Source organism: Candidatus Aegiribacteria sp. (genome assembly GCA_021108005.1).
Lineage (GTDB): Bacteria > Fermentibacterota > Fermentibacteria > Fermentibacterales > JCC-6 > Aegiribacteria.
In genome coordinates this window covers 35,123-57,094 of record JAIORS010000101.1, presented here as the reverse complement: position 1 = coordinate 57,094, position 21,972 = coordinate 35,123, and the positions used below count along the sequence as shown (strand labels likewise).

25 protein-coding genes are annotated in these 21,972 nt (G+C 46.2%); 19 read left to right on the top strand and 6 right to left on the bottom strand.

Annotated elements, in window-relative coordinates; translation table 11 throughout:
* From K8S15_05885 to K8S15_05845, 9 genes are all read left to right on the top strand, one after another.
* Positions 1 to 430 (top strand): ABC transporter permease subunit (locus K8S15_05885; GenBank protein ID MCD4775567.1); only part of this gene is annotated, 430 nt, incomplete at its 5' end.
* Positions 427 to 1,197: a phosphate ABC transporter ATP-binding protein PstB gene (gene pstB / locus K8S15_05880; GenBank protein MCD4775566.1), complete on the top strand. Its 771-nt coding sequence runs from the start codon at positions 427 to 429 to the stop codon at positions 1,195 to 1,197. The genes K8S15_05885 and pstB, both read left to right, overlap by 4 nt.
* A 15-nt stretch (positions 1,198 to 1,212) precedes the next feature.
* Complete coding sequence (phoU, locus tag K8S15_05875; protein MCD4775565.1) at positions 1,213 to 1,866, top strand: phosphate signaling complex protein PhoU; 654 nt, start codon at positions 1,213 to 1,215, stop codon at positions 1,864 to 1,866.
* Positions 1,867 to 2,098: 232 nt separating this feature from the next.
* Complete coding sequence (locus tag K8S15_05870; GenBank protein MCD4775564.1) at positions 2,099 to 2,506, top strand: hypothetical protein; 408 nt, start codon at positions 2,099 to 2,101, stop codon at positions 2,504 to 2,506.
* Positions 2,507 to 2,586: 80 nt separating this feature from the next.
* Positions 2,587 to 2,967: a hypothetical protein gene (locus K8S15_05865; protein MCD4775563.1), complete on the top strand. Its 381-nt coding sequence runs from the start codon at positions 2,587 to 2,589 to the stop codon at positions 2,965 to 2,967.
* A complete protein-coding gene (locus K8S15_05860) occupies positions 2,964 to 3,965 on the top strand; it encodes a permease (GenBank protein ID MCD4775562.1) in 1,002 nt (333 codons plus the stop codon). The genes K8S15_05865 and K8S15_05860 overlap by 4 nt, the downstream gene beginning before the upstream one ends.
* Complete coding sequence (locus K8S15_05855; GenBank protein MCD4775561.1) at positions 3,962 to 4,675, top strand: hypothetical protein; 714 nt, start codon at positions 3,962 to 3,964, stop codon at positions 4,673 to 4,675. Before K8S15_05860 ends, K8S15_05855 begins: the two co-directional genes overlap by 4 nt.
* Positions 4,676 to 4,714: 39 nt before the next feature.
* Positions 4,715 to 4,966 carry a hypothetical protein gene (locus tag K8S15_05850; protein MCD4775560.1) on the top strand — a complete coding sequence of 84 codons (252 nt, stop codon included), beginning with the start codon at positions 4,715 to 4,717 and terminating at the stop codon, positions 4,964 to 4,966.
* A gap of 182 nt (positions 4,967 to 5,148) precedes the next feature.
* Positions 5,149 to 6,498: a PocR ligand-binding domain-containing protein gene (locus tag K8S15_05845; GenBank protein MCD4775559.1), complete on the top strand. Its 1,350-nt coding sequence runs from the start codon at positions 5,149 to 5,151 to the stop codon at positions 6,496 to 6,498.
* Between the two features lie 116 nt (positions 6,499 to 6,614).
* On the opposite strand, the gene K8S15_05840 is transcribed toward K8S15_05845, so the two are convergent.
* The gene (locus K8S15_05840) at positions 6,615 to 8,114 is read right to left on the bottom strand and encodes an oligosaccharide flippase family protein (GenBank protein MCD4775558.1); all 1,500 of its coding nucleotides are present in this window, start codon (positions 8,112 to 8,114) and stop codon (positions 6,615 to 6,617) included.
* Positions 8,115 to 8,602: 488 nt separating this feature from the next.
* On the opposite strand from K8S15_05840, the gene K8S15_05835 reads away from it, so the two are divergent.
* Together K8S15_05835 and K8S15_05830 are read left to right on the top strand one after the other, a co-directional pair.
* Positions 8,603 to 8,836 carry a ribbon-helix-helix protein, CopG family gene (locus tag K8S15_05835; protein MCD4775557.1) on the top strand — a complete coding sequence of 78 codons (234 nt, stop codon included), beginning with the start codon at positions 8,603 to 8,605 and terminating at the stop codon, positions 8,834 to 8,836.
* 3 nt (positions 8,837 to 8,839) lie between these two features.
* The gene (locus K8S15_05830) at positions 8,840 to 9,226 is read left to right on the top strand and encodes a type II toxin-antitoxin system VapC family toxin (protein MCD4775556.1); all 387 of its coding nucleotides are present in this window, start codon (positions 8,840 to 8,842) and stop codon (positions 9,224 to 9,226) included.
* A gap of 164 nt (positions 9,227 to 9,390) precedes the next feature.
* Here K8S15_05830 and K8S15_05825 read toward each other — a convergent pair whose 3' ends face one another.
* Positions 9,391 to 10,143: a zinc ribbon domain-containing protein gene (locus tag K8S15_05825; GenBank protein MCD4775555.1), complete on the bottom strand. Its 753-nt coding sequence runs from the start codon at positions 10,141 to 10,143 to the stop codon at positions 9,391 to 9,393.
* Between the two features lie 332 nt (positions 10,144 to 10,475).
* Here K8S15_05825 and K8S15_05820 point away from each other — a divergent pair, with 332 nt between their 5' ends.
* Positions 10,476 to 11,744, top strand: a complete 1,269-nt coding sequence (locus tag K8S15_05820) for a T9SS type A sorting domain-containing protein (GenBank protein ID MCD4775554.1) — start codon at positions 10,476 to 10,478, stop codon at positions 11,742 to 11,744.
* 25 nt (positions 11,745 to 11,769) lie between these two features.
* Here K8S15_05820 and arfB read toward each other — a convergent pair whose 3' ends face one another.
* Positions 11,770 to 12,201 carry an aminoacyl-tRNA hydrolase gene (gene arfB, locus K8S15_05815; GenBank protein MCD4775553.1) on the bottom strand — a complete coding sequence of 144 codons (432 nt, stop codon included), beginning with the start codon at positions 12,199 to 12,201 and terminating at the stop codon, positions 11,770 to 11,772.
* Positions 12,202 to 12,298: 97 nt separating this feature from the next.
* On the opposite strand from arfB, the gene K8S15_05810 reads away from it, so the two are divergent.
* Complete coding sequence (locus K8S15_05810) at positions 12,299 to 12,973, top strand: hypothetical protein (protein MCD4775552.1); 675 nt, start codon at positions 12,299 to 12,301, stop codon at positions 12,971 to 12,973.
* A gap of 112 nt (positions 12,974 to 13,085) precedes the next feature.
* Here the strand turns inward: K8S15_05810 and K8S15_05805 are convergent, their stop codons facing one another.
* The 3 genes from K8S15_05805 to K8S15_05795 form a co-directional block, all read right to left on the bottom strand.
* On the bottom strand, positions 13,086 to 14,210 hold the full coding sequence (locus K8S15_05805; GenBank protein MCD4775551.1) for a 6-bladed beta-propeller: 1,125 nt from the start codon (positions 14,208 to 14,210) through the stop codon (positions 13,086 to 13,088).
* A gap of 118 nt (positions 14,211 to 14,328) precedes the next feature.
* The gene (locus K8S15_05800) at positions 14,329 to 15,183 is read right to left on the bottom strand and encodes a DMT family transporter (GenBank protein ID MCD4775550.1); all 855 of its coding nucleotides are present in this window, start codon (positions 15,181 to 15,183) and stop codon (positions 14,329 to 14,331) included.
* Complete coding sequence (locus K8S15_05795; GenBank protein ID MCD4775549.1) at positions 15,176 to 16,267, bottom strand: DUF362 domain-containing protein; 1,092 nt, start codon at positions 16,265 to 16,267, stop codon at positions 15,176 to 15,178. The genes K8S15_05800 and K8S15_05795 overlap by 8 nt, the downstream gene beginning before the upstream one ends.
* 76 nt (positions 16,268 to 16,343) lie before the next feature.
* Between K8S15_05795 and alr the strand changes: the two genes are divergently transcribed.
* The 6 genes from alr to K8S15_05765 are packed head-to-tail and all read left to right on the top strand — an operon-like array spanning position 16,344 to position 21,953.
* Complete coding sequence (alr, locus tag K8S15_05790; GenBank protein MCD4775548.1) at positions 16,344 to 17,501, top strand: alanine racemase; 1,158 nt, start codon at positions 16,344 to 16,346, stop codon at positions 17,499 to 17,501.
* A complete protein-coding gene (locus K8S15_05785; GenBank protein MCD4775547.1) occupies positions 17,491 to 18,255 on the top strand; it encodes a 3',5'-cyclic-nucleotide phosphodiesterase in 765 nt (254 codons plus the stop codon). The genes alr and K8S15_05785 overlap by 11 nt, the downstream gene beginning before the upstream one ends.
* Entirely contained in the window at positions 18,165 to 19,424 is a 1,260-nt protein-coding gene (locus K8S15_05780; GenBank protein ID MCD4775546.1) for a DUF1343 domain-containing protein, read from the top strand. The genes K8S15_05785 and K8S15_05780 overlap by 91 nt, the downstream gene beginning before the upstream one ends.
* Positions 19,421 to 20,200 (top strand): metallophosphatase family protein, encoded by a 780-nt coding sequence (locus K8S15_05775; GenBank protein MCD4775545.1) that lies wholly within the window; start codon positions 19,421 to 19,423, stop codon positions 20,198 to 20,200. Before K8S15_05780 ends, K8S15_05775 begins: the two co-directional genes overlap by 4 nt.
* Positions 20,185 to 21,435 (top strand): 3-isopropylmalate dehydratase large subunit, encoded by a 1,251-nt coding sequence (locus K8S15_05770; GenBank protein ID MCD4775544.1) that lies wholly within the window; start codon positions 20,185 to 20,187, stop codon positions 21,433 to 21,435. The genes K8S15_05775 and K8S15_05770 overlap by 16 nt, the downstream gene beginning before the upstream one ends.
* A complete protein-coding gene (locus K8S15_05765) occupies positions 21,435 to 21,953 on the top strand; it encodes a 3-isopropylmalate dehydratase (GenBank protein MCD4775543.1) in 519 nt (172 codons plus the stop codon). Before K8S15_05770 ends, K8S15_05765 begins: the two co-directional genes overlap by 1 nt.
* The last annotated feature ends 19 nt before the right edge of the window (positions 21,954 to 21,972 follow it).

The following is a 21,972-nucleotide window of genomic DNA, read 5'->3' as shown; positions in this document are numbered from 1 at the left end:
TTCAATTCTGTCAGCTGCCCTTGCAGGCACCTGCCTTGTTATTCCCGTGATAATCCGAACCACCGAGGAAGCGCTGAAGGCAGTTCCAAATTCCTACAGAGAAGCATCCCTGGCTATGGGCGCAGGTAAGTGGGAGACAATATGGAAGGTTGTTCTTCCATCGGCGATAACCGGGATATCTACAGGCATCGTACTCAGCGCCGGAAGGATTGTCAGTGAAACAGCAATATTCTATGTAACCCTGGGTGGAAGCTACAGAACCCCAACATCCCTCATGTCCAGCGGAAGAACAATGGCTCTTCACGTTTATTATCTGGCCATGGAAACCAGGGCTTTCGATAAGGCTCTGGCTACTGCCGCGGTACTGGTTATACTGATCGTTCTACTTAATCTGGTAATCAACACTGTATCGAGATGGCTTTCCGCATGAAAAAAGAAGGAGTAATGGAAACAATAGACTATTCGCTGTATTACGGAGGTTTCAAAGCTCTGAACAGTATAACCATGGACATTCCGATCAACAATATAACCGCTATCATCGGACCCTCCGGCTGTGGAAAGAGTTCTTTGATTCGAAGCTTTAACAGAATGAACGATTTGATAAGCAATTCCAGAACGGAGGGCAGCATTCTCGTAGATGGAGAAGATATTTACTCTCAGGATGTAGTCAGACTCCGGAAAAAAGTGGGAATGGTTTTTCAGCGGCCGAATCCTTTTCCGAAATCCATTTTTGCTAACGTTGCGTACGGTCCCCGTATTCATGGTATCAGAGATAAGTCGAAGCTTGCGGCAATTGTTGAAAGCAGTATAAGGGACGCTGCTCTCTGGGATGAGGTCAAGGATGACCTTGGCAAATCGGCTTTTTCCCTTTCAGGGGGACAGCAGCAGAGGCTCTGCATAGCGAGGGCATTGGCAGTGGAACCGGAGGTTATTCTCATGGATGAACCTGCATCCGCCCTTGATCCGGTCGCTACTTTGAAAATAGAAGAACTCATGGAGAAGCTTAAAAGCAAGTATACCATTGTGATTGTAACACATAACATGCAGCAGGCTGCAAGGGTATCGGATTTTACAGCCTTCCTGTTGACGGATTCCAACAGATCCGGTAACCTGATTGAGTTTGGAAAGACCAGCGATATATTCACTAATCCGGTTGACACCAGAACTGAAGACTATATCTCAGGCAGGTTTGGATAAAGGAGAGAAGATATAATGCCAAGAGAGACATATGAAGCGGAAATGAACAGCCTCAGGGAAGAGCTGCTAAAACTCTCAAGGATGGCTGAAAACGCACTTGGTGAATCTGTCGGTATCCTCAAGGAAAGACTGTTCAGTGAGGGTAAGGAACTCGTTCTGAATGATGAGAAGATCAATCTCCAGTGCCATGATATCGAGGAACAGTGTCTTAATATAATCGCCACACAGCAGCCGGTTGCGGGTGACCTGCGTTTTCTATTCGCGACCATGCAGATAGCGATGGAACTTGAAAGAATCGCGGATTATGCAAAGGGCATAGCGGTGATTAACAGCAAGATTCCTCCTGGAAGCCATATACAGCCTCTTGTTGATATTCCCATAATGCAGCGGAAGGTAAAAGAGATGCTCGAACTGTCCATAGATTCATTCCTTAACCGCGATATAGCGATAGCTGAGAGGTTACCGGCAATGGATGTTGAAATAGACATGCTTTACGAACAGGTCTTCAGAAAACTTGTTACCCATGTAATGCAGAATCCGGACAGCATAGCGGATGCCATGCTGCTGACTTTTGCTGCCCATAACCTGGAGCGAGTCGGAGACAGGGTTGTCAATATATGCGAACGCGTTGTCTACCTGTGCACCGGTGAAGTGGTGGACATGAGCTGAGATACTCTTCTCACCCCATGCATTTTAAACCATTCTATAAACGGAACTGCTGTAGCGGGTCTGATTACATTTGAATCTCTATATTGGAACCGGTTGACGCTTTAGTCATATGTATTAAATTGTATTCAGTTTATTGTATCGTTTGTCCAGACGAAAGAATCAGGAATTGCTTTTTTAACAGGAACCGGGAAAACCTTCCGATCACGTGAATAGAACGGATACGGAGTAACGAATGCGTACTTTTCCTGAAGCATTAATCCGCTTATGTGTATCCTTCGCCCTGGCTGTATTTCTTGGAGTGGGGCCTACCGGTCTCCCTCATATGCAATTACTTCATTTAAAACAGACAGCATCCCGCGAAAACCCGATAGAGGCTTTCAACCTTGAGCGGAAACTGTCACGCTCTGGTTCGATCCAGACAACGTCTTTATTCAGTTTCCCTGACACACTGAGACATAATCACGAACACTGCGCTTTCTGCAGTGGACATATGTATTCACAGTGTGCGGATATTAATGAATGCGTTCCCTGTCTTACAGTACTCGACATCGATGCATCGCATCAGGAAACCATACATATCTCTCCTCAGCCTGCTGAACTGACCATACGCTCACGAAGCCCTCCTTTCACAAATGCCTGATTGATCAGCTGACATAACAGTTGGTGACTTACCCGGTTAACACATATCCGGATAATCGAATAAACCAATGAGGAGGCGGTTTGCGAAAAACAGGATTACTAATCCTGGTATTTGCTATGATTACTTCATTATCTTGCCAGGATTATGATATAAGTGAAGTAGTTGAAGATTCCTATCTGTTTTCCAGGGACAGCATTGATGCAGAACCATCACTACGCAACACTCGATTTTTCTGCGAATTGGAAATCAGCGATTCGCTGACGGAATCAGCATCGGCAAACAGAGGATCACCTATGCATGCTCCCGGGCAGCGGAACATGTCCACAGCCTGGTTCTTCAATCAGCCCTGGGCAGCAACTTTCATATGGGGGAAGATGGTTCGCGATTCACTTCTGCTTCTGGGACTAGCGTTCGTGGTAGTATTCATTACCAGACCGAAAAAGGGAGGTGGATCGTCTTGAATGATACCGCTTACGGTTGCATTGAAGTGGACAGGAAATACAGGTTGTATCTTGCATTCCTGATTGTTGCTCTGCTCATGCTGCTGTTGACGCGCGATGTTGACTCTTTCCATACAGCCTTTCTCAGCTTTTCCGGCATTGTTCTGGAAGCTTTCCCGTTCATGCTGCTGGGTTCACTGGTTGGCGGAATCATTGAGGAATACATGCCGAAAAAAATGGTGAATTCGTTGAAAGATGGACGTCTGAAATCAGTACTGCTGGGTGGCTTGATCGGCTTCGCGGTTCCCGTTTGTGAGTGTGCCGTTGTAACTGTTGTATACAGGCTGATCAAGAAGGGGGTATCTCCAGGTGCGGCAATTGCTTATATGCTTGCGGGACCTACTATTAATCCAATTGTTGCTCTCTCCACTCTCGTGGCTTACAGGTTCTCATGGAAGATCATGGCTTTGCGGATAATAGGGGGATATACAATCGCTGTTATCGTGGCTCTAATAGTACAGAAGTATGCGGGAGATTCGCTGATCAGAAAGGATATCACTTCTCAAAAGACATGCAATCTGATGGACAGTGGGGAATCCGGAAGCCGGTGGAGCAGAGTTATTCGAACCGCTGCCGGGGATTTCGTCATTGCAGGTAAATATCTTGTTATGGGAGCTTTCCTGGCGGGGCTTCTTCAGTCTATTGTCAGCCGGAGTATAATCTCGGGAGTCATCGCGAGCCCTGTCATGTCAATCCTGATGATGATGGGCCTCGCTGTATGTCTCAGTATATGTTCTGACGGAGATGCCTTCGTGGCGGCCTCATTCGGTAAGAACGCTTTCCCATTATCCTCACAGATGTCATTCATGCTTATTGGACCAATGCTGGACATCAAACTTATGCTGATGTACAGAATCGTCTTCCGGAAAAGGGCCATTCCTGTAATCGCGATAAGCGTGATTGCAGTGGTTCTATGCGTTTCATACCTGCTTCATGTTCTGGGACCGGTATTCACATGAAGAAGCCACAATCGATTCCAACGCTTCTTAAAATGCTGGTATACACCGCCTGGATGGTAATGCTCGTTCTGTTGCTTCTTAACGGAAGGTACAAAATGCATATAGCCATTCATCTATGGCCGATTATTGCTATCGGCGCGATTCTATCCGGCTTGTTTCTTGCCTCTCTCGTACTATCTCCGGTACTCCTCAGAAAGGAAGAAGAGAGCAGAGCGGATCTGGTTGATACCGGTATTCTTCTTTTTCCACTGATTTATCTGGTTTTCAGTGCCGGGGATCAACTTGGTGCATACGCTTATTCGAGAAGAAGTATATCCATGGTCGAATCCCTGGACGGAATTGAATTGCAGCCCGGATCATCCGGATTACAGAATACGGTCATGCATACAGACCTTTACTCACTTTTGTCCGATTACGGATGTGCTTTCGAGCGTACAGTCACTCTTGAGGGTTCGCTGATTAATACGGACAGCATTTCCGGAAATATGCCTGTACTGTTTCGCTTCCTGATTGTCTGCTGTGTTAATGATGCGATTCCTTACGGAATCTATCTTGAAGGAGGTTCAGTCACAGGAATTCCCGATGATCAGTGGCTGAGGGTTACAGGAACAGCAGATACTCTGATTATTAATGAAGAAGTATTCCCATTTATTAAAGACCTTGAAATCACTGTTTTAGAATCGCCGGAATGTCCATATATGTATCCATAAGTGATATATAGCTGCATATTGAGAAGGGGAGCTTTGAATATGGATCAAAACAACAACTCAATTCCAGAAGAAAACCGCGGAAAACGAACGTTTTCATCACGAGTGGTCCGTTTCGCTGCCTGGTGGTTCGGTTATACCGGTTTACTTGCGTCAACAACCCCTTGCCCGTTCTGCGGCAGCAATGGATGTCCTTCCGGAATAGGGATCAGCAGTCTTATCGGAGCCCTTTTCGCATTCCTCACAAGCAGAGGAGAAAAGGGTTCTGGGAGCGGGAATCAGCGGAATAAGTAACCTTCACGGTAATATGGAAAAATCGAGCAATATGGACGAAGCGTAGACAGAGAATCCTGAAAGCCGTAAAGTGTATTGTGTATTATGAAGAACCTGTATAACTTCGTTCCACAATCAATTATATATTGCTGAAGTTTTTAAGGAACACAGCAGACATCAAATAACTCCGGAGTATTTCTACAGTGAAAAAGATTAAGAATAGCATTATCATATTCAAGGATCTGTTCGATATAAACAGGATACAGAAACTCCAGGATGCATTTGCCTCAGCAACAGGTGTAGCCTCCATAATCACAGACCCTGACGGAAAAGCTATTACCCGTCCGAGCAATTTCACAAGATTCTGCAGAGACATCGTAAAAAAGACAGAGAGAGGATGCAGCAACTGCAGACATTCCGATGTTATTACAGAAAAGGCCATTGCAAGCCCTGACGCCGATGGACCGGTGATAACGAATTGTTTAAGTGCCGGCTTATGGGATGCAGGAGCGGGCATATATCTTGGTGAAAGACATATTGCGAACTGGCTTATCGGCCAGGTTAGAGATGTTGAAACGGATGATTCAAAGTTTCTGTCGTATGCCCACGAGATAGGTGTAGATGAAGATACGTTCATGGAAGCTCTTGCTGAAGTAACATCCATGAAAAGAACACAGTTTGAGAACGTTTGCAAAACTCTCTATCTGATGACCAAGCAACTTTCAGAGCTTGCATTCAGGAACGAAGCTCTTAGCAGGGAAATGGAAGCCAGAAAGAGTGTGGAAGAGGAGCGCAGGAAGATCGAAGCGCAGATGATGAATACGCAGAAACTTGAAAGTTTGGGCGTACTTGCAGGTGGAATTGCACACGATTTCAACAACATGCTTATGGTCATACTGGGTTATGCGGATCTTGCCCTGACATCAAATCCAGCAGGAACGCAAACACACAGACAGCTATTGGAAATTAAAAAGGTGGCCAGACAGGGCGGTGATCTCTGTAACCAGATGCTTGCCTACTCCGGCAGGGGTCAATTCGTGATTGAAAACATCAATATAAACGAGATGATCCATGAAATAGCGCAAATGCTGAGTATGACCGTATCGAAAAGCACTGTACTACGTTACGAACTCGCCAATGATCTGTGTTCTATTCAGGGTGATTTGAGTCAATTGAGGCAGGTAGTAATGAATCTCGTTACAAATGCTTCTGACGCGATTCACGAAGGACAGGGTCTGATTACTGTCTCAACCAGTGTTTCGGGAAGGAGTCAGATAAAGGAACTGGGAAGCCTGATAAAAGGAGATCTGTCGTCGGAAAAATATGTTCTCCTCGAAGTCACTGACACCGGATGCGGAATGAATAAGATGACGATAAACAAGATTTTTGATCCTTTCTTCACAACCAAATCAACCGGCAGAGGACTTGGGATGGCGGTCGTTCTTGGGATTGTGAGCGGGCATAAGGGCACAATAAAGGTTGATAGTCAGCCAGGTGAAGGGTCAAAATTCAGATTGTTCTTTCCGGCAGCTTCAGATGAAAGCACTTGTTAAAAAATGACAAAACCCGTTACCGGAGAGCTGCCCGAATCACGAATCGATGGAACAATTCTTCCTGTTGATGATGAAGAGGGCGTGAGAGACGTTCTTTAGATAAGCTCGGATTAAATTCACTCCGTTTTGTGTGGAAATACTTCGCGGATTGCTTTTCCTCCGCCGGTGAGCCACCACAACGGAATGTAGATCAATGATGGCAGGAGCAGAGCAGGGAGGAATGGCAAGCCGCGTATCAGAATAACAGCTGCGAATGCCGGTATTGAGACAAGTATGGAAATGGCCGCCTCCTTCCAGATCGGTAGAGAATAACCGATTCTCCTGATATATACCCAGTAGCTTACGATTACCAATAAGTTTCCAGCAACATAAAAAATCCCGGCGGAGGGCAGCCCTATCACGGGCAGAAGCAGAAGATTGCCACAGATGACGAGTATCAGTGCCGCGGTCGTGACAGGTATAACCACCTTGAATTTACTCAAAGCCAGAAGAGCTGAAATCAGTATGTTCCAGAGATACAATGCTGCAAGTCCTCCAAGGCATAAATAAAGACATAACTGCATTTCCGAAGAGCTGAAATTTCTCAGGTATTCGCTTCCCCATATGAACCTCAGGAATCTGTCTCCGGTTGAAAAGACCGAAAGGGACAGCGCTACAGTAAGACCGACAAAAATTCTGGACATGTTGCCGGTCTGCCGTTTATACCCGCCATTCTTGAATGATCTGCAAAGAGACGGGAACAGTGCCCCTGGCAACAATGTGGGAACGACCAGCAGCAGCATCAATTCTACAATTTTAAGACACTCCTGCCATGCTGCCACTGCGTTTTCACCGAGCATCTGTCTGATCAGAATATTGTCGGCCCTTTGATGGACGATGCCAAGAAATCCCATAATTCCAAGTGGTAGCGCGGCAATGAAGAGTTCCTTTATTCTTCCCTTATCGATAGAGGGCAGTATTGAGAATCCTATCTTTCTTGCGAATACAGCTGCAGCAATAACTGCAGCAAGAGTTCTTATGACATAGGCAAAGGCAATTACAGTGAGATCCATTTTAAATTGAATAAAAGTAAGTACGGCTATCAGACAGATCGCGCCCATTGTTATTCTGCAGATAGATTCGTAAACCATTTTTTCCCTTGCTCTGAAAACCGAGTAGATCATTTCAGCAAAGGATTCGAAGAAAACCGAAAAGCCGATAATCCCGAGAACAAGCATTCTCTCTGAGGACATATTCAAAAGGAAACCTGCCAGAATCAGAAGAGGAAAACCAAGCAGCGAGAGGATTATCCGGAGAGTAATGGAAGTGGAAAGCAATCCCTGAGTATCGGTGGGACGTACGCTTGAACGCATATTAAGAACCAGCGAAATACCCATATCGGAAAAGGAAAAGTACAACTGTCCAAGTACCACCGCAAAGAGCAAGCAGCCGAAATCCGTATTGGACAGATACCTTGAGAGCAGCATAACCGAAACAAAGAGAGAACCTTTTCCAATAAGCTGGCCAGCCAGCATGAATGCGCTGTTTGCAGCCTTTGAGGATTTGTTGATATCTGTGGAGTTATCCTTTTTATCAGAATGGTAGGTGCTTCTGAATCCCGATCCAGCATTTTTCAATATACTTGACCTGGAAAGGGTAACCAGAGGTTACAGCAGAGCTGCTTTGCGGCCTTGTATTCTTCATAACTTTCGTATGGCAGTGCAGTTCTCCTGTCTTCCTGGCATCGTTAATTTTTGCCTGATGGAAGGCTAAAATACGCAACTAACCGAAAAGTAACAACACTGTCCATTGAAATTTGTTGCCGGAAAACAGACACAGTATACATTGCTTATGGGTGTTAGTTCTTTATTCCTTCTGCTCATCGGAAAGCCCCCGGCAGGTAGAGATGCTCATATCACTGCGGAAACAGACCTTCTTCCATTAAAAAAACATCGTATGTCTGCCAGTCCTCTATAATTGTGCAGTCCACTTCGAGCTTTCGCAGGATGTCTTTCATTCTGCTGAATTATCCTTCAGAATACTGTACAATCGCCATGTCTTCGTAATATATCATTGACAGAATGGATATGATGTATAATACTGGTGTATACATTGGAGGTGTGTAATGGTGAGAACACAGATTTATCTTACAGAAGAAGAGCGTGACAAACTGAGCGCCCTTGTCAAAGCAACGGGCAAGAGGCAGTCAGAGCTTATCCGTGATGCGGTCGATATGTATATAGACTTGGCCAATGGAAGCCGCCGAGATTCAATTCTGAATAAAGCAGCTGGCATGTGGCGAGATCGCAAGGATCTACCTGACTTCAGCTCAGTACGGCTTTCATGGGACAGGAGTTAAGCTGTGTCTGGCCCTGTTCTGGTTGATACAGATGTGATAGTAGATTTTTTAAGGGGTCACCCGAAGGCCGTTGCTCTCGTAAATGCACATTCCGTCCGGATCATTCTGTCCAGCATAGTTACTGCGGAACTCTACGCCGGTGTAAAGGGTGATAAAGAATTGGGCACTCTGGACAGTTTCATTTCCCTGTTCCGAGTAGTTCCTGTATCCGCCGCAATTGCCCGAAACGGTGGTCTTTACAGAAAAGCCTTTACCAGAAGTCACGGGATCGGACTGGCTGACGCTATCATTGCTGCCACTGCAGAAGCTGAATGCGCTGATCTTATTACGTTGAACATCAAACACTTCCCCATGTTCGAAGGCTTGAAACCGGCTTACACCAAGACGTAGAAAGGCCAGTTCGCCGCTACGGTCGAAGAGCTGATCTGTATTCTACCTGAAACACCGACAAATTTTCCGAGCTATCCGCAGGCGTTTATCTGGTTCAGCTGGCAAAAGGTGACATTATCTCAACAAAGGGAGTATCTGTAGTGAGGTAGAACGTACTCTACCGGCTACGAAAACTGAGAAAATTTCTTCAGACGTTTGAATTGTCTTATCAAAAGTGTTAAGCCCCATAGCAGAGCTAGAACCATAAATAGCTTTCCGGTTATTTCAGTAATGTTCGCGATCAGGTGATCATGTCTGAGCAGGTTCAGCTCGGAAAGTATGAAATTCCAGTCATGGAATCCATAAGGGGATGAAGCGCCGGTGTTGCCGCCGAGCAGCGGCAGACTCATTGACCTTGCGTCATTTATATAGGGAGCCATATCCAGTATACTCTCTCCAGTCCACCAGAAACCTATTGAGGCGCCAAAGGTGTCGCGGGTTTTGATCAGAAGAACAAGAGTGCAGACTAATGGCATGATAACCTGTCCCAGGCTTCCGCCAAGGGAATGCAGTACTCTGCCAAAAGGCAAGAAAGCAATATGACCCGCTTCATGAAAAGGCAGGTTCACAAGGTGCATGAAAGACTTCCCAACGTAATTGCTTTCTATGGAACACTGGAGGAATTTCAAACTCCAGATGAAAAGAAAGATGAAAACGATAAGCCTTCCGATGAAGTACACCACTTCAATTTCATCCTTTGTGTGAAACATATAGTTAAGAATTCGCTTAAGAAAAGATGTTTTGTCCGTTTCCATAGAATGTGATATTTTCAGCAATTCCTGGTAATCCCGGGGTCTGTACTGGCTGAAGATCAGTCCGCAACGGATACACTCCGTGTTTTCATCATTCTGTTCATGTCCGCACTTCGGGCAGTTCATATCACCTTTTTCAGATTGTATTACTTCAAATGGTAGTTCCGCTACCAACATATACCTTCTTAATATAGTTCTGATCGTATCCGGATTGTCAATCCTTTTCGAGATCAATTCTTATGATTTGGAATTATTCGTTCCTTTGACACGAATCCGAAGCGAACTTATCATTAATCAGAATTAATCCTGTCATGAGGGAAGCCTGGGAAAAGACCGGGTACAAATTGGAAGAATCAAATATGAGTGTAGCTTCAGACATTTAACTGTTGGCTTTCTTTGAATTCGCTATTATACTTAAAATGATGAATAAATATTTCGCAAAATATGATGGAGAAAAAATGAAAAATACAGTTGTTTTGTCAATTCTGTTGGTATTGATTTCTATTCCAACCCTGGCGCAGGCAACGATTCCGGGTGAGTACATCGTTCAAACATATATCGATGAAGATGGAAATATGATTGATGAGATTGTTGTTCCCGGCAGGCCGCCAATTGATCACAGAGAACCGTCAGTTGAATTGCCGGAAGTGTTGGTAAGCGATGGAGTTAACATTCTGCCGGAAGTTCCGGCGTACGATTGGTGCTACGGATGCTCTGCGACGTCCGGGGCAATGATAGCAGGTTATTATGACAGGGATAATGGAACATCGTATCCAAATATGTATTCCGGACCTGCAAACGGTGGTGTTGCTCCAATAACGAACACCGTGTGGGGAAATGGAGAATGTCCTTTGAGCGCAACTCATCAGGGATATGATGGTTTGTCTGTGAGAGGGCATGTAGATGATTACTACGATAGTAATGATACAGCATTAGACCCGTATTACGGTAATTGGACTCAGCATGAATATGCTGATTGTACAGCGGATTATATGGGAACAAATCAGTATCATAACTGGCAGAATGCAAATGGCTCAACAAGGTTTTACTACTATTCCAGCGGAGCGCCGGTTTACGATTATACAGCATGTGAACCGGATAAGAGAGATGGATGCCATGGATTGAAGCTTTTCTTTGAATCCCGTGGGTATTCAATTCAGTATCATGGAAATTATAATCAATACATCTATGGTTACAATGGGAATACACAAGGATTTACATATAATCAATTCAAGACAGAAATAGATGCCGGACGCCCTGTAATGATTCATGTGTCAGGTCATACCATGGTTGGTTTTGGATACAATGATAATGGGGCTTCTGATGTTGTTTGGATTCACGATACCTGGGACCATAACAATCACACGATGATCTGGGGAGATTCCTATAGTGGGATGACACACTACGGTGTAAGCGTTTTCAACCTGGAATATGCTGTTCCGATAGCAGGAGATGAATCGACTGAAGCATCATTTTACAATTTACACAATGTATTCCCCAATCCAGCGCATGGAACGGCGTTCGTGCAATTTGAAATCCCCGAGATTACAAACGTATCCCTGACTGTTTACGATATATCGGGAAGAGCTGTTACTGAACTGATTTACAGTGAACTAACTCCGGGAGTACATGAAGCTATGATTGATGATCTGCGTGCAGGATTTTACGTTATTCGTATGCACGCAGGTGACTTCATCGATTGCGCGAATATGATTATTGTTCGATAATACAATCACCGATAATTGTGCATAGCTATTGGAAATCATTATCTGAAGGGCTGTAATTCCTGTTTTTTTTCAGCATCCCACGCTTTTTCTTCTGAATCAGCCTTTTCCGTTCTGAGGTAACAGTTGGTTCGGTAGCCCTGCGGCTTCTTTGCTTTTTCGATGCTTTCCTTATTAATTTTATCAGTTTACAGATGGCATTCTCACGGTTTCTTATCTGCGAACGATATTTCCTTGAGTGAACCACCAGGATGCCATCGTTACTCAAACTGTTTCCCGCCACAGCTTTCAGGCGGTCTTTTATATCATCGGTAAGGGAGGGAGAATTGCGAACGTCGAATTTAAGCAGAACAGCCGAGGAAGTCTTGTTTACTTTCTGACCTCCCGGCCCTCCTGAGCGGACGAACTCAAAGCTCAATTCATTTTCGGGGATGCTTATCTGACTGGTTATCTCTATCATATCAATTTTCAGTTACTGTTCCTGCTTGACCTGTTAGCGAATGGATATCATTATCCTTATCAATATATAATAAGGTTAGAAAAGGAAAGGGGTATTTATGTCACAAGCACTTCCGATAATTGTCGTTCTTGCGATTGCAGGGATAATCATCTGGTTTTTCATAATGAGGGAGAAGAAACGGAGAGGTGCCTGGGAAGAGATATCTCATAGACTTGGCGGGAAGTTCATTCCAAAAGGTTCCACAGCCCATACATCTTATCCATTCCAGCTTTTCAACAGGGGATCGAGCAGGAAGATAAAAAATCATCTTCAGTGGGAATCGGAAGGTGTCACGATACATCTCGCCGATTATCAGTACACTGTTCGCACTTATACAGGCAAGAGCAATACATCAAAAACCTACAAGCAGACCATATGTATCCTTGAGAAAGAAGGTCTTGATCTGCCGGTAACCTTCATGAGAAGACAGGTAGCGTTGTTTGACTGGGTTGGCAGCAAGGTTGGCGCCCAGGATATAAACTTCGAAGAAGATCAGGAATTTTCAAAAGCGTTCGTTCTCAAGGGTGATGAAGTTCGAACACCACAGGTTATGGGGCCGGATCTCAGGCAGCACCTTCTTCAGAATAAGAAAGTCTTCAAGACGGTTGAAATGAATGGGAACGCACTGATGATTAATTTTGGAAAGAGAAGGAAGCCTGAGGAATACACCGATCTGGTGGCTCTTGCCATGCCCCTCTACTATATGAGCAGCAATCAGGGAAGCGCCTGGTAGTAAATAGGGACGGAGGCTTTTTATTTTAAATTCGCAAATAAATAGTATGGTTACTATTAGTAAGGATTTGTTTATTTGCCCATTTTGATTAAATTGCCTCCGTCCCTAATTATTACTCGAGAATGTAGAGTTTCTGATAACCTTCTTCCGGATCCTCTTCCCATGCAAGGACACCTTCCGGTGAAACGCTTGTTTTCCAACTCCAGCCCTCTGCCGGGAATACAGTATGATGGAGAAGTTCCCCGTTCTCTGGATCGAAGATATCGAAGAAGGGACTATCGACCGTACCGCGCCGAACCCATAGATTGCCATCCGGCCCTATATCTACTCCTATCACCATATCTTTGAATGAATCAGGCTCGAAGACCAATCCCGCGCCACCTCCGCCGCTCATCCGGTTCAAGTAGTTGTTTACATACGTACTCTCCGCGGCGATCTCTTCCATTGATTTGTTTACCGGTTCGATATTCAGGCAGATGCTCAGGGTTTCCTCTCCCTCCGGATTCCATCCGGTTACCTGATAATCCTCGCCATCTTTAAGAGAGAAATAGATTCCATGTGAACCGTTTCCTCCGATACTCAACGGATCAAGAAGATCGAGTATGAACATGGAGGGATTCTCGATTATCTCATTCATACTCGCTTCAATGGAATCCTGCCAGAAGATCTGATCCCATTCCTTATCTCCGCAGGTATAAAGAGCTACTCTACGGTTCATTACGATCTCGTTATCGGCCATATCCGTGTCAACTTTGTAGGCGACAAATTGACTGTCAGAAACCGCGGTTCCCTGCATTGGCGGATTCTGTGTCCAGAGACCGTATTCCTCAACGAACTGCAGCGAATCATCGAATACAACGAATCCCCGTTTTCCCATGTCAAGAATCATCAGCCTGCCGTCGGCCATAATGAACATATCCCACGGCATGACCAGTTCACCAGGGCCATTGCCCTGCCTGGACAGCTGCTGAAGGTAATTACCGTTACTGTCGTAGATCTTTACGCAGCATGCGACCTGATCAAGCACCAGAATTCTGTTACTCTGATAGATAAGAGCGCTGACTATGGAACCGAAAGTATTCGTGGAATCGCCTGTCTCAACTCCGATCTCATTCATCAGGCCAAGTGTATCAACAGGAAGGGTCGGAATATCCTGAACAGCTGCGGTTTCCTGCCCGTCTTCACCGCATCCTGAAAGAAAAGCTATAGAGATGACAATCAGCAGAAGATATTTCATTACGTTTCCTTCCCTTTAACGACCTTGAATGTCATAAGGCAAATTGCCTGGATCACAAATACATTACAATACTATAATACATTCGGTATCATTTCCAGATTTAATACTGGAAAATGTCTCAGTTACCGTTGTTTCTGTAGTTCATCCATCCGCCGAGAAGAATCAGTCCCGCTCCGATAAATACTGCTGCGACTGGCATAGAATCGAAGAAGAGTATCTGCCACAGCATCGAGAACACAACACTGAGATAGCCGTATATGGCAACTTCTCCACCCGGGGCGCAGCGGTAAGCCTTCGTCATGAACAGCTGACCGGCTGTTCCCGATATACCTATGCAGAAAAGGAAAACAAGCGGTTTTAAACCGGGCATGACTCCCCCAACGATGACTGAAGGGAGAAAGAATACAGTTACAGCTGCCGAAAACCAGAAAACTACGAGCAGGGGTCTGTCCGTTTTTCTAAGGGCTCTCAGGGTCGTATAGGCGCTTCCCGCGAACAGTGCTGAAATTACGGCGAGTCCGGCTGGAAGAGTCAATGGAATGGAAGCTGGTCTGAGGATTACTATCACCCCCGTAAATCCCAGAATTATGGCCAGTATCTGAGTTTTCTTCAATTTTTCACCCAGGAAAATCCAGGAAAGAATAAGAACGAAAAAAGGACTGAGCTTGTTGATCGTTACGGCTTCAGCAAGGGGCATACCTTCCACCGCAAGGAAATAGGCAAGCATTCCCGCAATTCCGAAGAGGGATCTTGCTCCGAGCAGAAGCGGGCTGCCCGGTTTGAAAGAAATGCCCTTTTTAAGAAGTACGACCGCCAGAGCAAGGGTTGCCACTGCTCCCCGCATGAAAAGCTTCTGCGTTGTTGGTATTCCTGCTTCCGGTGGAATAAGTTTCACAAAAACTGGAACTGTGGAAAGGAAAAGCGCGCCCAGAGACATGTATGAAGCAGCTTTTCGCCGAGGAGTATTAAGCATCAACTATTTTTACAAGGTTGTATTCCATGGAGCCCAATCCGATGGATTCAGCGATAGAGAGCTGCAGGATTCCACAGATGTCCGGGCGGCAGGCAGTGAATTTATCCTCTCCCGCTCCCGCCCTGACCGGGGAATTCTCCGAGGCCGGGGCAGCGGTTACCAGGTCAAGCGATGCCATGTCAATCGCGACGGGATCGGTTGAGGCCAGTATGCCGATATCATCAACAAATGGCGGATCGGAATCATGCATACAGTCGCAATCGGGTACAATCGATGTAAGGAAATTAACGTATACAAGAGGCCTTGAAACCTTTACTGCAGCCCAGGCGTACTCCACCATTCTCCTTACGAAAACGTTCATGTTCTGGTTCCAGCTTACCCTTATGGCCCCCTCCGGGCATCGGCCCAGACATTCACCGCAGCCTGTACAGATATCAGGGTTTATTTTCGCATATGTGCCGATACTGATGGCTTTTTCCCGGCAGTATGCGGCGCAGATGCCGCAGGCATTACATTTATCAGTTTTTATCAGCGGATTTACTGAAGAATGCTGATAGAGTTTCCCGGCTCTGGAGGCACATCCCATGCCGAGGTTTTTCAGAGCTCCCCCGAAGCCTGTAAGCAGATGTCCCTTGAAATGACTGATTACAACCAGAGCGTCTGAACTTGAGATAATGGAGGCTATATACGCTTCATCGGTATGAAAATCTTCCGGCGTTTTCACTACCGTCTCATCTTCACCGCGAAGGCCATCGGCTATTATAAACGGTGCTGTATACGGTAATCCGAATCCGTGTTCATTGGTCAAACGAAGGTAATCGGGAGCGGACATTCTTCTTCCCGGGTACAGGACGGTTGTATCGGTAAGAAATATCCTGTTCGTTCCCGGATCGAGAGCATCGATGACTCTGTTCACATTATCCGGGCTTACGTACGAAGTATTTCCCTCTTCACCGGGATGTATTTTTACAGCGACCGTATCCGTCGGTCGAATTCCCTTCATATCTGCGGCTTTATTCAGCAGCTTCGCGAATTCTCCATCCATTAGTGCCTTATCGATCGGAAGAAAGAAAACTTTCGACATGATTCTGCTCCTTTCCCGGGACAATTCAAAATGTTCATCCTTGCATAGAAAATATACGCTGTTTATAAATTATGGCATGGGATATCTTAAATGGATAGAAATCGACGAGTCTGCTCCCGATTGGAATCTCAGGCAGCTGAAATCCTGTTCAGACAATGACAGGATTCTCTTCTGCTCCGTTGTGAAATCCAACGCCTACGGACACGGTGTACGGGAGATTACCTCTCTGCTTCCCTCTGCTGACTGGTTCGCTGTCAATTCGCTTGATGAAGGTCTTGAACTAAGACATTACGGCATCAAAAGACCAGTTCTGCTGCTTGGCCATGTTCTTATGGAAAGGCTCCATGAAGCCGTCGACGCTGATCTGAGATTAACAGTTTACAATATAGAGACGCTTGAAAAGCTGGGGAAGATACCGCGAAACGATACAACCTGCAGGCTGCATGTTAAGATCGAAACAGGAACAGGAAGACAGGGAATTCTTCCGGAAGACGTTCCAGAATTCATCCGAAAGGCCTCCGGAACTCCGGGTCTCGAAATAGAGGGGTTGTCGACTCACTTCGCCAATATTGAGGATACTCTGAACCATGAGTTCGCTGAAAAACAGCTTGGTATCTTCAAAGAAGTGGTTGAAACGGTCAGGAAATCGGGAATATTTCCTCCGATTATTCATACAGCATGTACCGCGGCGACCATACTCTTTCCTGAAACGCATTTCAATATGCTCAGAACCGGGATCGGTCTTTACGGATTCTGGCCTTCCAGGGAAACGTTCCTGTCAGCACAGACAAACGGCATCCCTGTTCCGGAACTCAGACCGGTTCTATCCTGGAAAACCCGAATAGCCCAGATAAAAGATTTTCCAGAAGGAAGCTATATTGGTTACGGATGCACATACAGAACAAGCAGAAAAACAAGGCTCGGTGTTCTGCCGGTTGGTTATGCCGACGGTTACGACAGAAAGTGTGGCAATTCCGCACATGTACTGGTAAGAGGAAAAAGGGCACCCATTCTTGGGCGTGTATGCATGAATCTTGTTATGGTTGACCTTACGGATATTCCCGAAGTATCCCTTGAAGATACCGCCGTTCTGCTTGGGAAAGATGGAAATGAGATCATTACAGCGGAAATGATGGCTGAATGGGTGGGAACGATAAACTACGAAATAGTAACTCGTATAAGTCCTTTTATGCCGAGAGTTATTGTAAAGAGAGGATCGGAAAGTGTACATTGATGTCATAGGTGTTGACGGATCAAAACAGTTAGGGTGTAATCTCTGTTCGATGCTCCTTGGAGAATCGGTTCTTCTCGATGCAGGTTCGGCATCCATGCTTTCGGGATTACAGCAGCAGGAAGTAGAGATGGTTCTTCTTACCCATGCTCATCTGGATCACGTACTTGAACTGGGCTTTATGATAGATGCCACGGTTACCATCCGGGATGAGCCTTTGAGGGTAATGGGCAGTAAAGCATGCCTTGATATTGTTAAAAAGCATTATATGAACGATCTTATCTGGCCGGATTTCAGCCATATAAAAACCTCAAGCGGTCCCGCATTGGTTTACGAGAACATAGAGGACAGGAAATGGTTCGAGCTGCCAGGAGGAATATCCGCATGGGCTGAGCCTGTCTGTCATGGATCGGGTGCCAGGGGTTTTCTTTTCAGGTCCGATACCGGTACTATTCTGCATACCGGCGATACCGGACCAACCGATTCCATCTGGAAAAGAGCTTCAGAGATAAACGATCTGAAGATGGTCATTGCTGAGATATCATTTCCTGATCAGAAGACGGATGTTGCCATAGCAAGCAATCATCTTACCCCGTCTCTTCTTGAAAAGGAACTGGAAAAGCTGAACAAACCTGATATCCCTGTTTATGCTTTCCATCTGAAACCATGGGAAAGACACGAGATCGAAAAAGACGTCGCGCGAAGATTCAGCGACAGAATCGTAATACTCCGGCGCGGAGACAGGTTGGAATTCTGACGGGGTCGGATCTTAAGACAGGTCTTGACAGGCTTACTCGCAAAATGCTTCCAGGAGGAAGGATCGGGCTTCTTTCCCATTATGCGGCGGTGAATTCCAGATACAGGTCTTCACTGGATGTTATTGCGGCCATTCCGGATATTGAACTTCAAATGCTGTTCGGACCCCAGCATGGCTTTCATGGCGAGACCCAGGACAACATGATAGAGTGGGAAGGATATACGCATCCCCATTACGGGATACCCGTATTCAGCCTTTACGGTGAGACACGCAGTCCTGATCCGTCAATCCTTGAAGGACTTGATTGCCTGGTGGTAGATCTCCAGGATGTAGGCGCGAGATATTTCACTTACATTTACACGATGGCATACTGTTTGAGGGTCTGCCGGGAAGCTCGCGTGCCCGTTGTTGTGCTTGACAGGCCGAATCCGCTCGGCAATTCAATAATCGAAGGAAAGCCTCTGAAAAAAGGCTACGAATCCTTTGTAGGGCTGTATCCCATACCGGTCAGGCATGGTCTGACGATTGGGGAGATGGCCCTTCTTTTCGCCCGGCTTGACGGCCTTCCCGAACCTTCGGTTATTAAAATGGGCGAATGGGACGGAGAAGGCATCCCGGCCGATTACCCATGGGTTTATCCGTCCCCCAACATGCCTACCCCCGAAGCAGCATCAGTCTATCCAGGAATGTGTCTGCTGGAAGCCACCAACCTTTCAGAGGGGAGAGGAACCACAAGGCCATTCACAGTTTTCGGTGCCCCCTGGATTAAAGGAATGGAGCTTTGCGAAAGGCTTAATGGAACCGTATGGACGGAAGGAGCGGTTCTACGTTCACACACGTTTATTCCCACCTTCAACAAAAATTCCGGAGAAATGTGTTATGGTGCCGAGATTCATGTACTTGACAAATCCGCATTCAGACCTCTCCGAACCGGACTGGGCATTCTGCTCGAAGTTTTCAGATATTCCCGGACAAGGTGGAATGATCCGCCATACGAATACGAATACAGGAAAATGCCTATAGACATTCTTTCGGGAGGACCAGAGGTGAGGGAAGCGATAAACAGAAGCGATTCGGAAGCTCTTCTAGAACTGGCCGGTGGTAATCCTGTCCAACATACAGAGTTTACCGGTGATACTCTTCTATACGAGAGGGAGTTCCGCAGTTGAAAATAGGAATAATATCGGACATTCATGGGAATCTTCCAGGACTGGAAGCATGTTACAAAACGCTTATTGGAGAAGGTGTAGACCAGATTGTCTGCCTGGGGGATCTTGTCCAGTTCGGTCCGTACCCGTCGGAAGTTATCGATTTCATGCAGCGTAATGAGATTGATACCGTTCAAGGCAACTGTGACAGAGCGGTGGCAAAAGGGAGAGACAGTACTGGTGATTCATTTGTAAATGTTCAGTGGGAACTTCTGGCTTCCGAGCTGCTTCAATGGACGGAAGACCAGATCAGCTCCGAGCAAAGGAAATACCTTAAGAGACTTCCATCCGATATCCGGTACATGGTTGGAAGCCGGCGAATACTATGTGTTCACGGTTTGCCCGGGAATATCTGTGGAAGTATCGGGGGACGAGATTCAAAGGAAGTATACGATTTTATACTAAAACGGAATTCGTGCGATATTCTGCTGCTTGGTCATACCCACGATATGTACCTTCAGCCCAGAAATACACGTATGATTATAAATCCAGGAAGTATTGGGGGAGGAACTCTTCCGGAAGAATCAACAATGGCCATTCTGGATATTAATGAAGAGAACACTACCGCTTCTGTCAGCTGGCAGAGAATTCCCTTTGACATGGCTTTGTATAAGAAGAAATACGAATACGAAAATCTTCCGGAGACCTTTCTGAAATGCGTGACCCTTGGTAGAGACCCCAGGGGTAAATGGTATTCCGAAGATTTCACAAGGAGGCAGAAATGGGCAGAACTCTAATCGAGAAAATCATGTCATCCCATGGCGGAGGAGATTGCCACCCCGGAGATGTGGTCTGGATCGATATCGACAACAGGACGGCAAGGGATTTCGCAGGAGCGAACGTTGTGGGGAACCTTGAAAAGTACGGAGGGGATTCTCCCATAGCTGACAAATCGAAGACATTTTTCACTTTCGACTGCAACGTTCCGGCGAATACCATTCCCTATGCCAACAATCAGCAGCGGATCAGAAACTATGCCGGAAAGAACGACCTTAAGGTTTACGATGTCGATGCCGGTATAGGTTCCCATGTTGTTATCGAAGAGAAATACGCGAAACCAGGAACGACTACGGTCGGAACAGACAGCCACCTCAACATTATGGGTTCTGTGGGGGCTTTCGGGCAGGGAATGGGTGATGTGGACATCGCCTATGCTTTTAAAACCGGGAAAGTCTGGTTTGAAATTCCCGAATCCATAAAAGTTACACTTGAGGGAATGCCTGCTGAAGGAACAGAGGCCAAGGATGTTGCTCTGGCCATGCTCAGAAGGTTCAGCAATCATGAACTGCTTGGCAAATCTGTTGAGATATACGGACAGTGGGTTGAGAACGCGTCACTGGAGGACTGCGTAACACTCTCGAGTCTCGCCACGGAAATGGGAGCTATAATAGCTCTGATACCACCGAATAAAAAGGTTCTGGATTTCTTCGGTATGGGCCGCGGTGAAGCTGTTTATGCGGATTCGGATACTGTTTATCTGGAGGATTATTCACTTGATATAAAGGGGCTGGAACCTCTGATTGCTGCCCCGCCCAGCCCGACGAATGTGTATACCGTATTGGAAAAGACCGATGTAAAGGTAGACGGAGTCTTCGTGGGAAGCTGTACTAACGGTACCTACCAGGACCTGAAGTATGCGGCGGAACTGCTGCGGGGCAGGAAAGTGGCCCCCGGCGTCATGTTGAAAGTCGTACCCGCAACGAGGGCAACCTGGGCAAAACTTCTTGAGGAAGGTCTTCTGAAGGATATGTTCGATGCCGGCGCCATCGTCAGCAACGCCGGCTGCGGCGGATGCGCCTCGGGTCAGATTGGAATGACCGGAGAGGGAGAAGTACAGATAAGCACATCGAACAGGAATTTCAAGGGCAAGCAGGGTAAAGGCAATACCTATCTCGCCGGAATAGGAACAGCTGTGGCTTCCGCTGTGCTTGGCAGAATTGCTTCTGTACACGAACTGAAGGAGGTGCGGTGATGTCCCGCGAATTCATCTTGAAAGGAAGACTCTGGGTACTCCGTGAAAACGGGAAACTCTTCAGCGATATAGATACGGACATGATATATCACAATGCACATCTTGCTGTAACCGATATAGATGAGATGGGGCAGTTCGCATTCGGTAATCTTGAAGGTTACAAGAATTTTGCGGATGAAGCTCAGCAGGATGATCTAATCCTTGCAGGTGACAATTTCGGTTCCGGCAGTTCACGCCAGCATGCGGTTGACTGCTTTAAAGCCCTGGGTGTACAGGCGGTGATTGCCAGGTCATTCGGCGCCATCTACAAAAGGAATGCTATTAACAGCGGTTTTCCAATCATCGAACTGCCGCGCCTGCCCGATGACCTTTTCAGCGATTTCGAGATAGCTGAATTGAACCTTGAAGCCGGTATCCTCATCGCGGGAGGTAACACATATCAGGGCAACCCCATGAGTGAAGTAGCCCGGGATATCTATCTCGCGGGAGGGCTGTTTCAGTACGCTGAAAGAATGTAGAATCATTCTGCAGAAGAGT

What these genes read in the sequence shown, in the direction of transcription:
- pstB (MCD4775566.1), top strand. Translation starts at nt 427, where the DNA reads ATGAAAAAAGAAGGAGTAATGGAAACAATAGACTATTCGCTGTATTAC.
- phoU (MCD4775565.1), top strand. Translation starts at nt 1,213, where the DNA reads ATGCCAAGAGAGACATATGAAGCGGAAATGAACAGCCTCAGGGAAGAG.
- K8S15_05870 (MCD4775564.1), top strand. Translation starts at nt 2,099, where the DNA reads ATGCGTACTTTTCCTGAAGCATTAATCCGCTTATGTGTATCCTTCGCC.
- K8S15_05855 (MCD4775561.1), top strand. Translation starts at nt 3,962, where the DNA reads ATGAAGAAGCCACAATCGATTCCAACGCTTCTTAAAATGCTGGTATAC.
- K8S15_05850 (MCD4775560.1), top strand. Translation starts at nt 4,715, where the DNA reads ATGGATCAAAACAACAACTCAATTCCAGAAGAAAACCGCGGAAAACGA.
- K8S15_05835 (MCD4775557.1), top strand. Translation starts at nt 8,603, where the DNA reads ATGGTGAGAACACAGATTTATCTTACAGAAGAAGAGCGTGACAAACTG.
- K8S15_05825 (MCD4775555.1), bottom strand. Translation starts at nt 10,143, where the DNA reads ATGAACTGCCCGAAGTGCGGACATGAACAGAATGATGAAAACACGGAG.
- K8S15_05820 (MCD4775554.1), top strand. Translation starts at nt 10,476, where the DNA reads ATGAAAAATACAGTTGTTTTGTCAATTCTGTTGGTATTGATTTCTATT.
- arfB (MCD4775553.1), bottom strand. Translation starts at nt 12,201, where the DNA reads ATGATAGAGATAACCAGTCAGATAAGCATCCCCGAAAATGAATTGAGC.
- K8S15_05810 (MCD4775552.1), top strand. Translation starts at nt 12,299, where the DNA reads ATGTCACAAGCACTTCCGATAATTGTCGTTCTTGCGATTGCAGGGATA.
- K8S15_05805 (MCD4775551.1), bottom strand. Translation starts at nt 14,210, where the DNA reads ATGAAATATCTTCTGCTGATTGTCATCTCTATAGCTTTTCTTTCAGGA.
- K8S15_05800 (MCD4775550.1), bottom strand. Translation starts at nt 15,183, where the DNA reads ATGCTTAATACTCCTCGGCGAAAAGCTGCTTCATACATGTCTCTGGGC.
- K8S15_05795 (MCD4775549.1), bottom strand. Translation starts at nt 16,267, where the DNA reads ATGTCGAAAGTTTTCTTTCTTCCGATCGATAAGGCACTAATGGATGGA.
- alr (MCD4775548.1), top strand. Translation starts at nt 16,344, where the DNA reads ATGGGATATCTTAAATGGATAGAAATCGACGAGTCTGCTCCCGATTGG.
- K8S15_05780 (MCD4775546.1), top strand. Translation starts at nt 18,165, where the DNA reads ATGGGAAAGACACGAGATCGAAAAAGACGTCGCGCGAAGATTCAGCGA.
- K8S15_05770 (MCD4775544.1), top strand. Translation starts at nt 20,185, where the DNA reads ATGGGCAGAACTCTAATCGAGAAAATCATGTCATCCCATGGCGGAGGA.
- K8S15_05765 (MCD4775543.1), top strand. Translation starts at nt 21,435, where the DNA reads ATGTCCCGCGAATTCATCTTGAAAGGAAGACTCTGGGTACTCCGTGAA.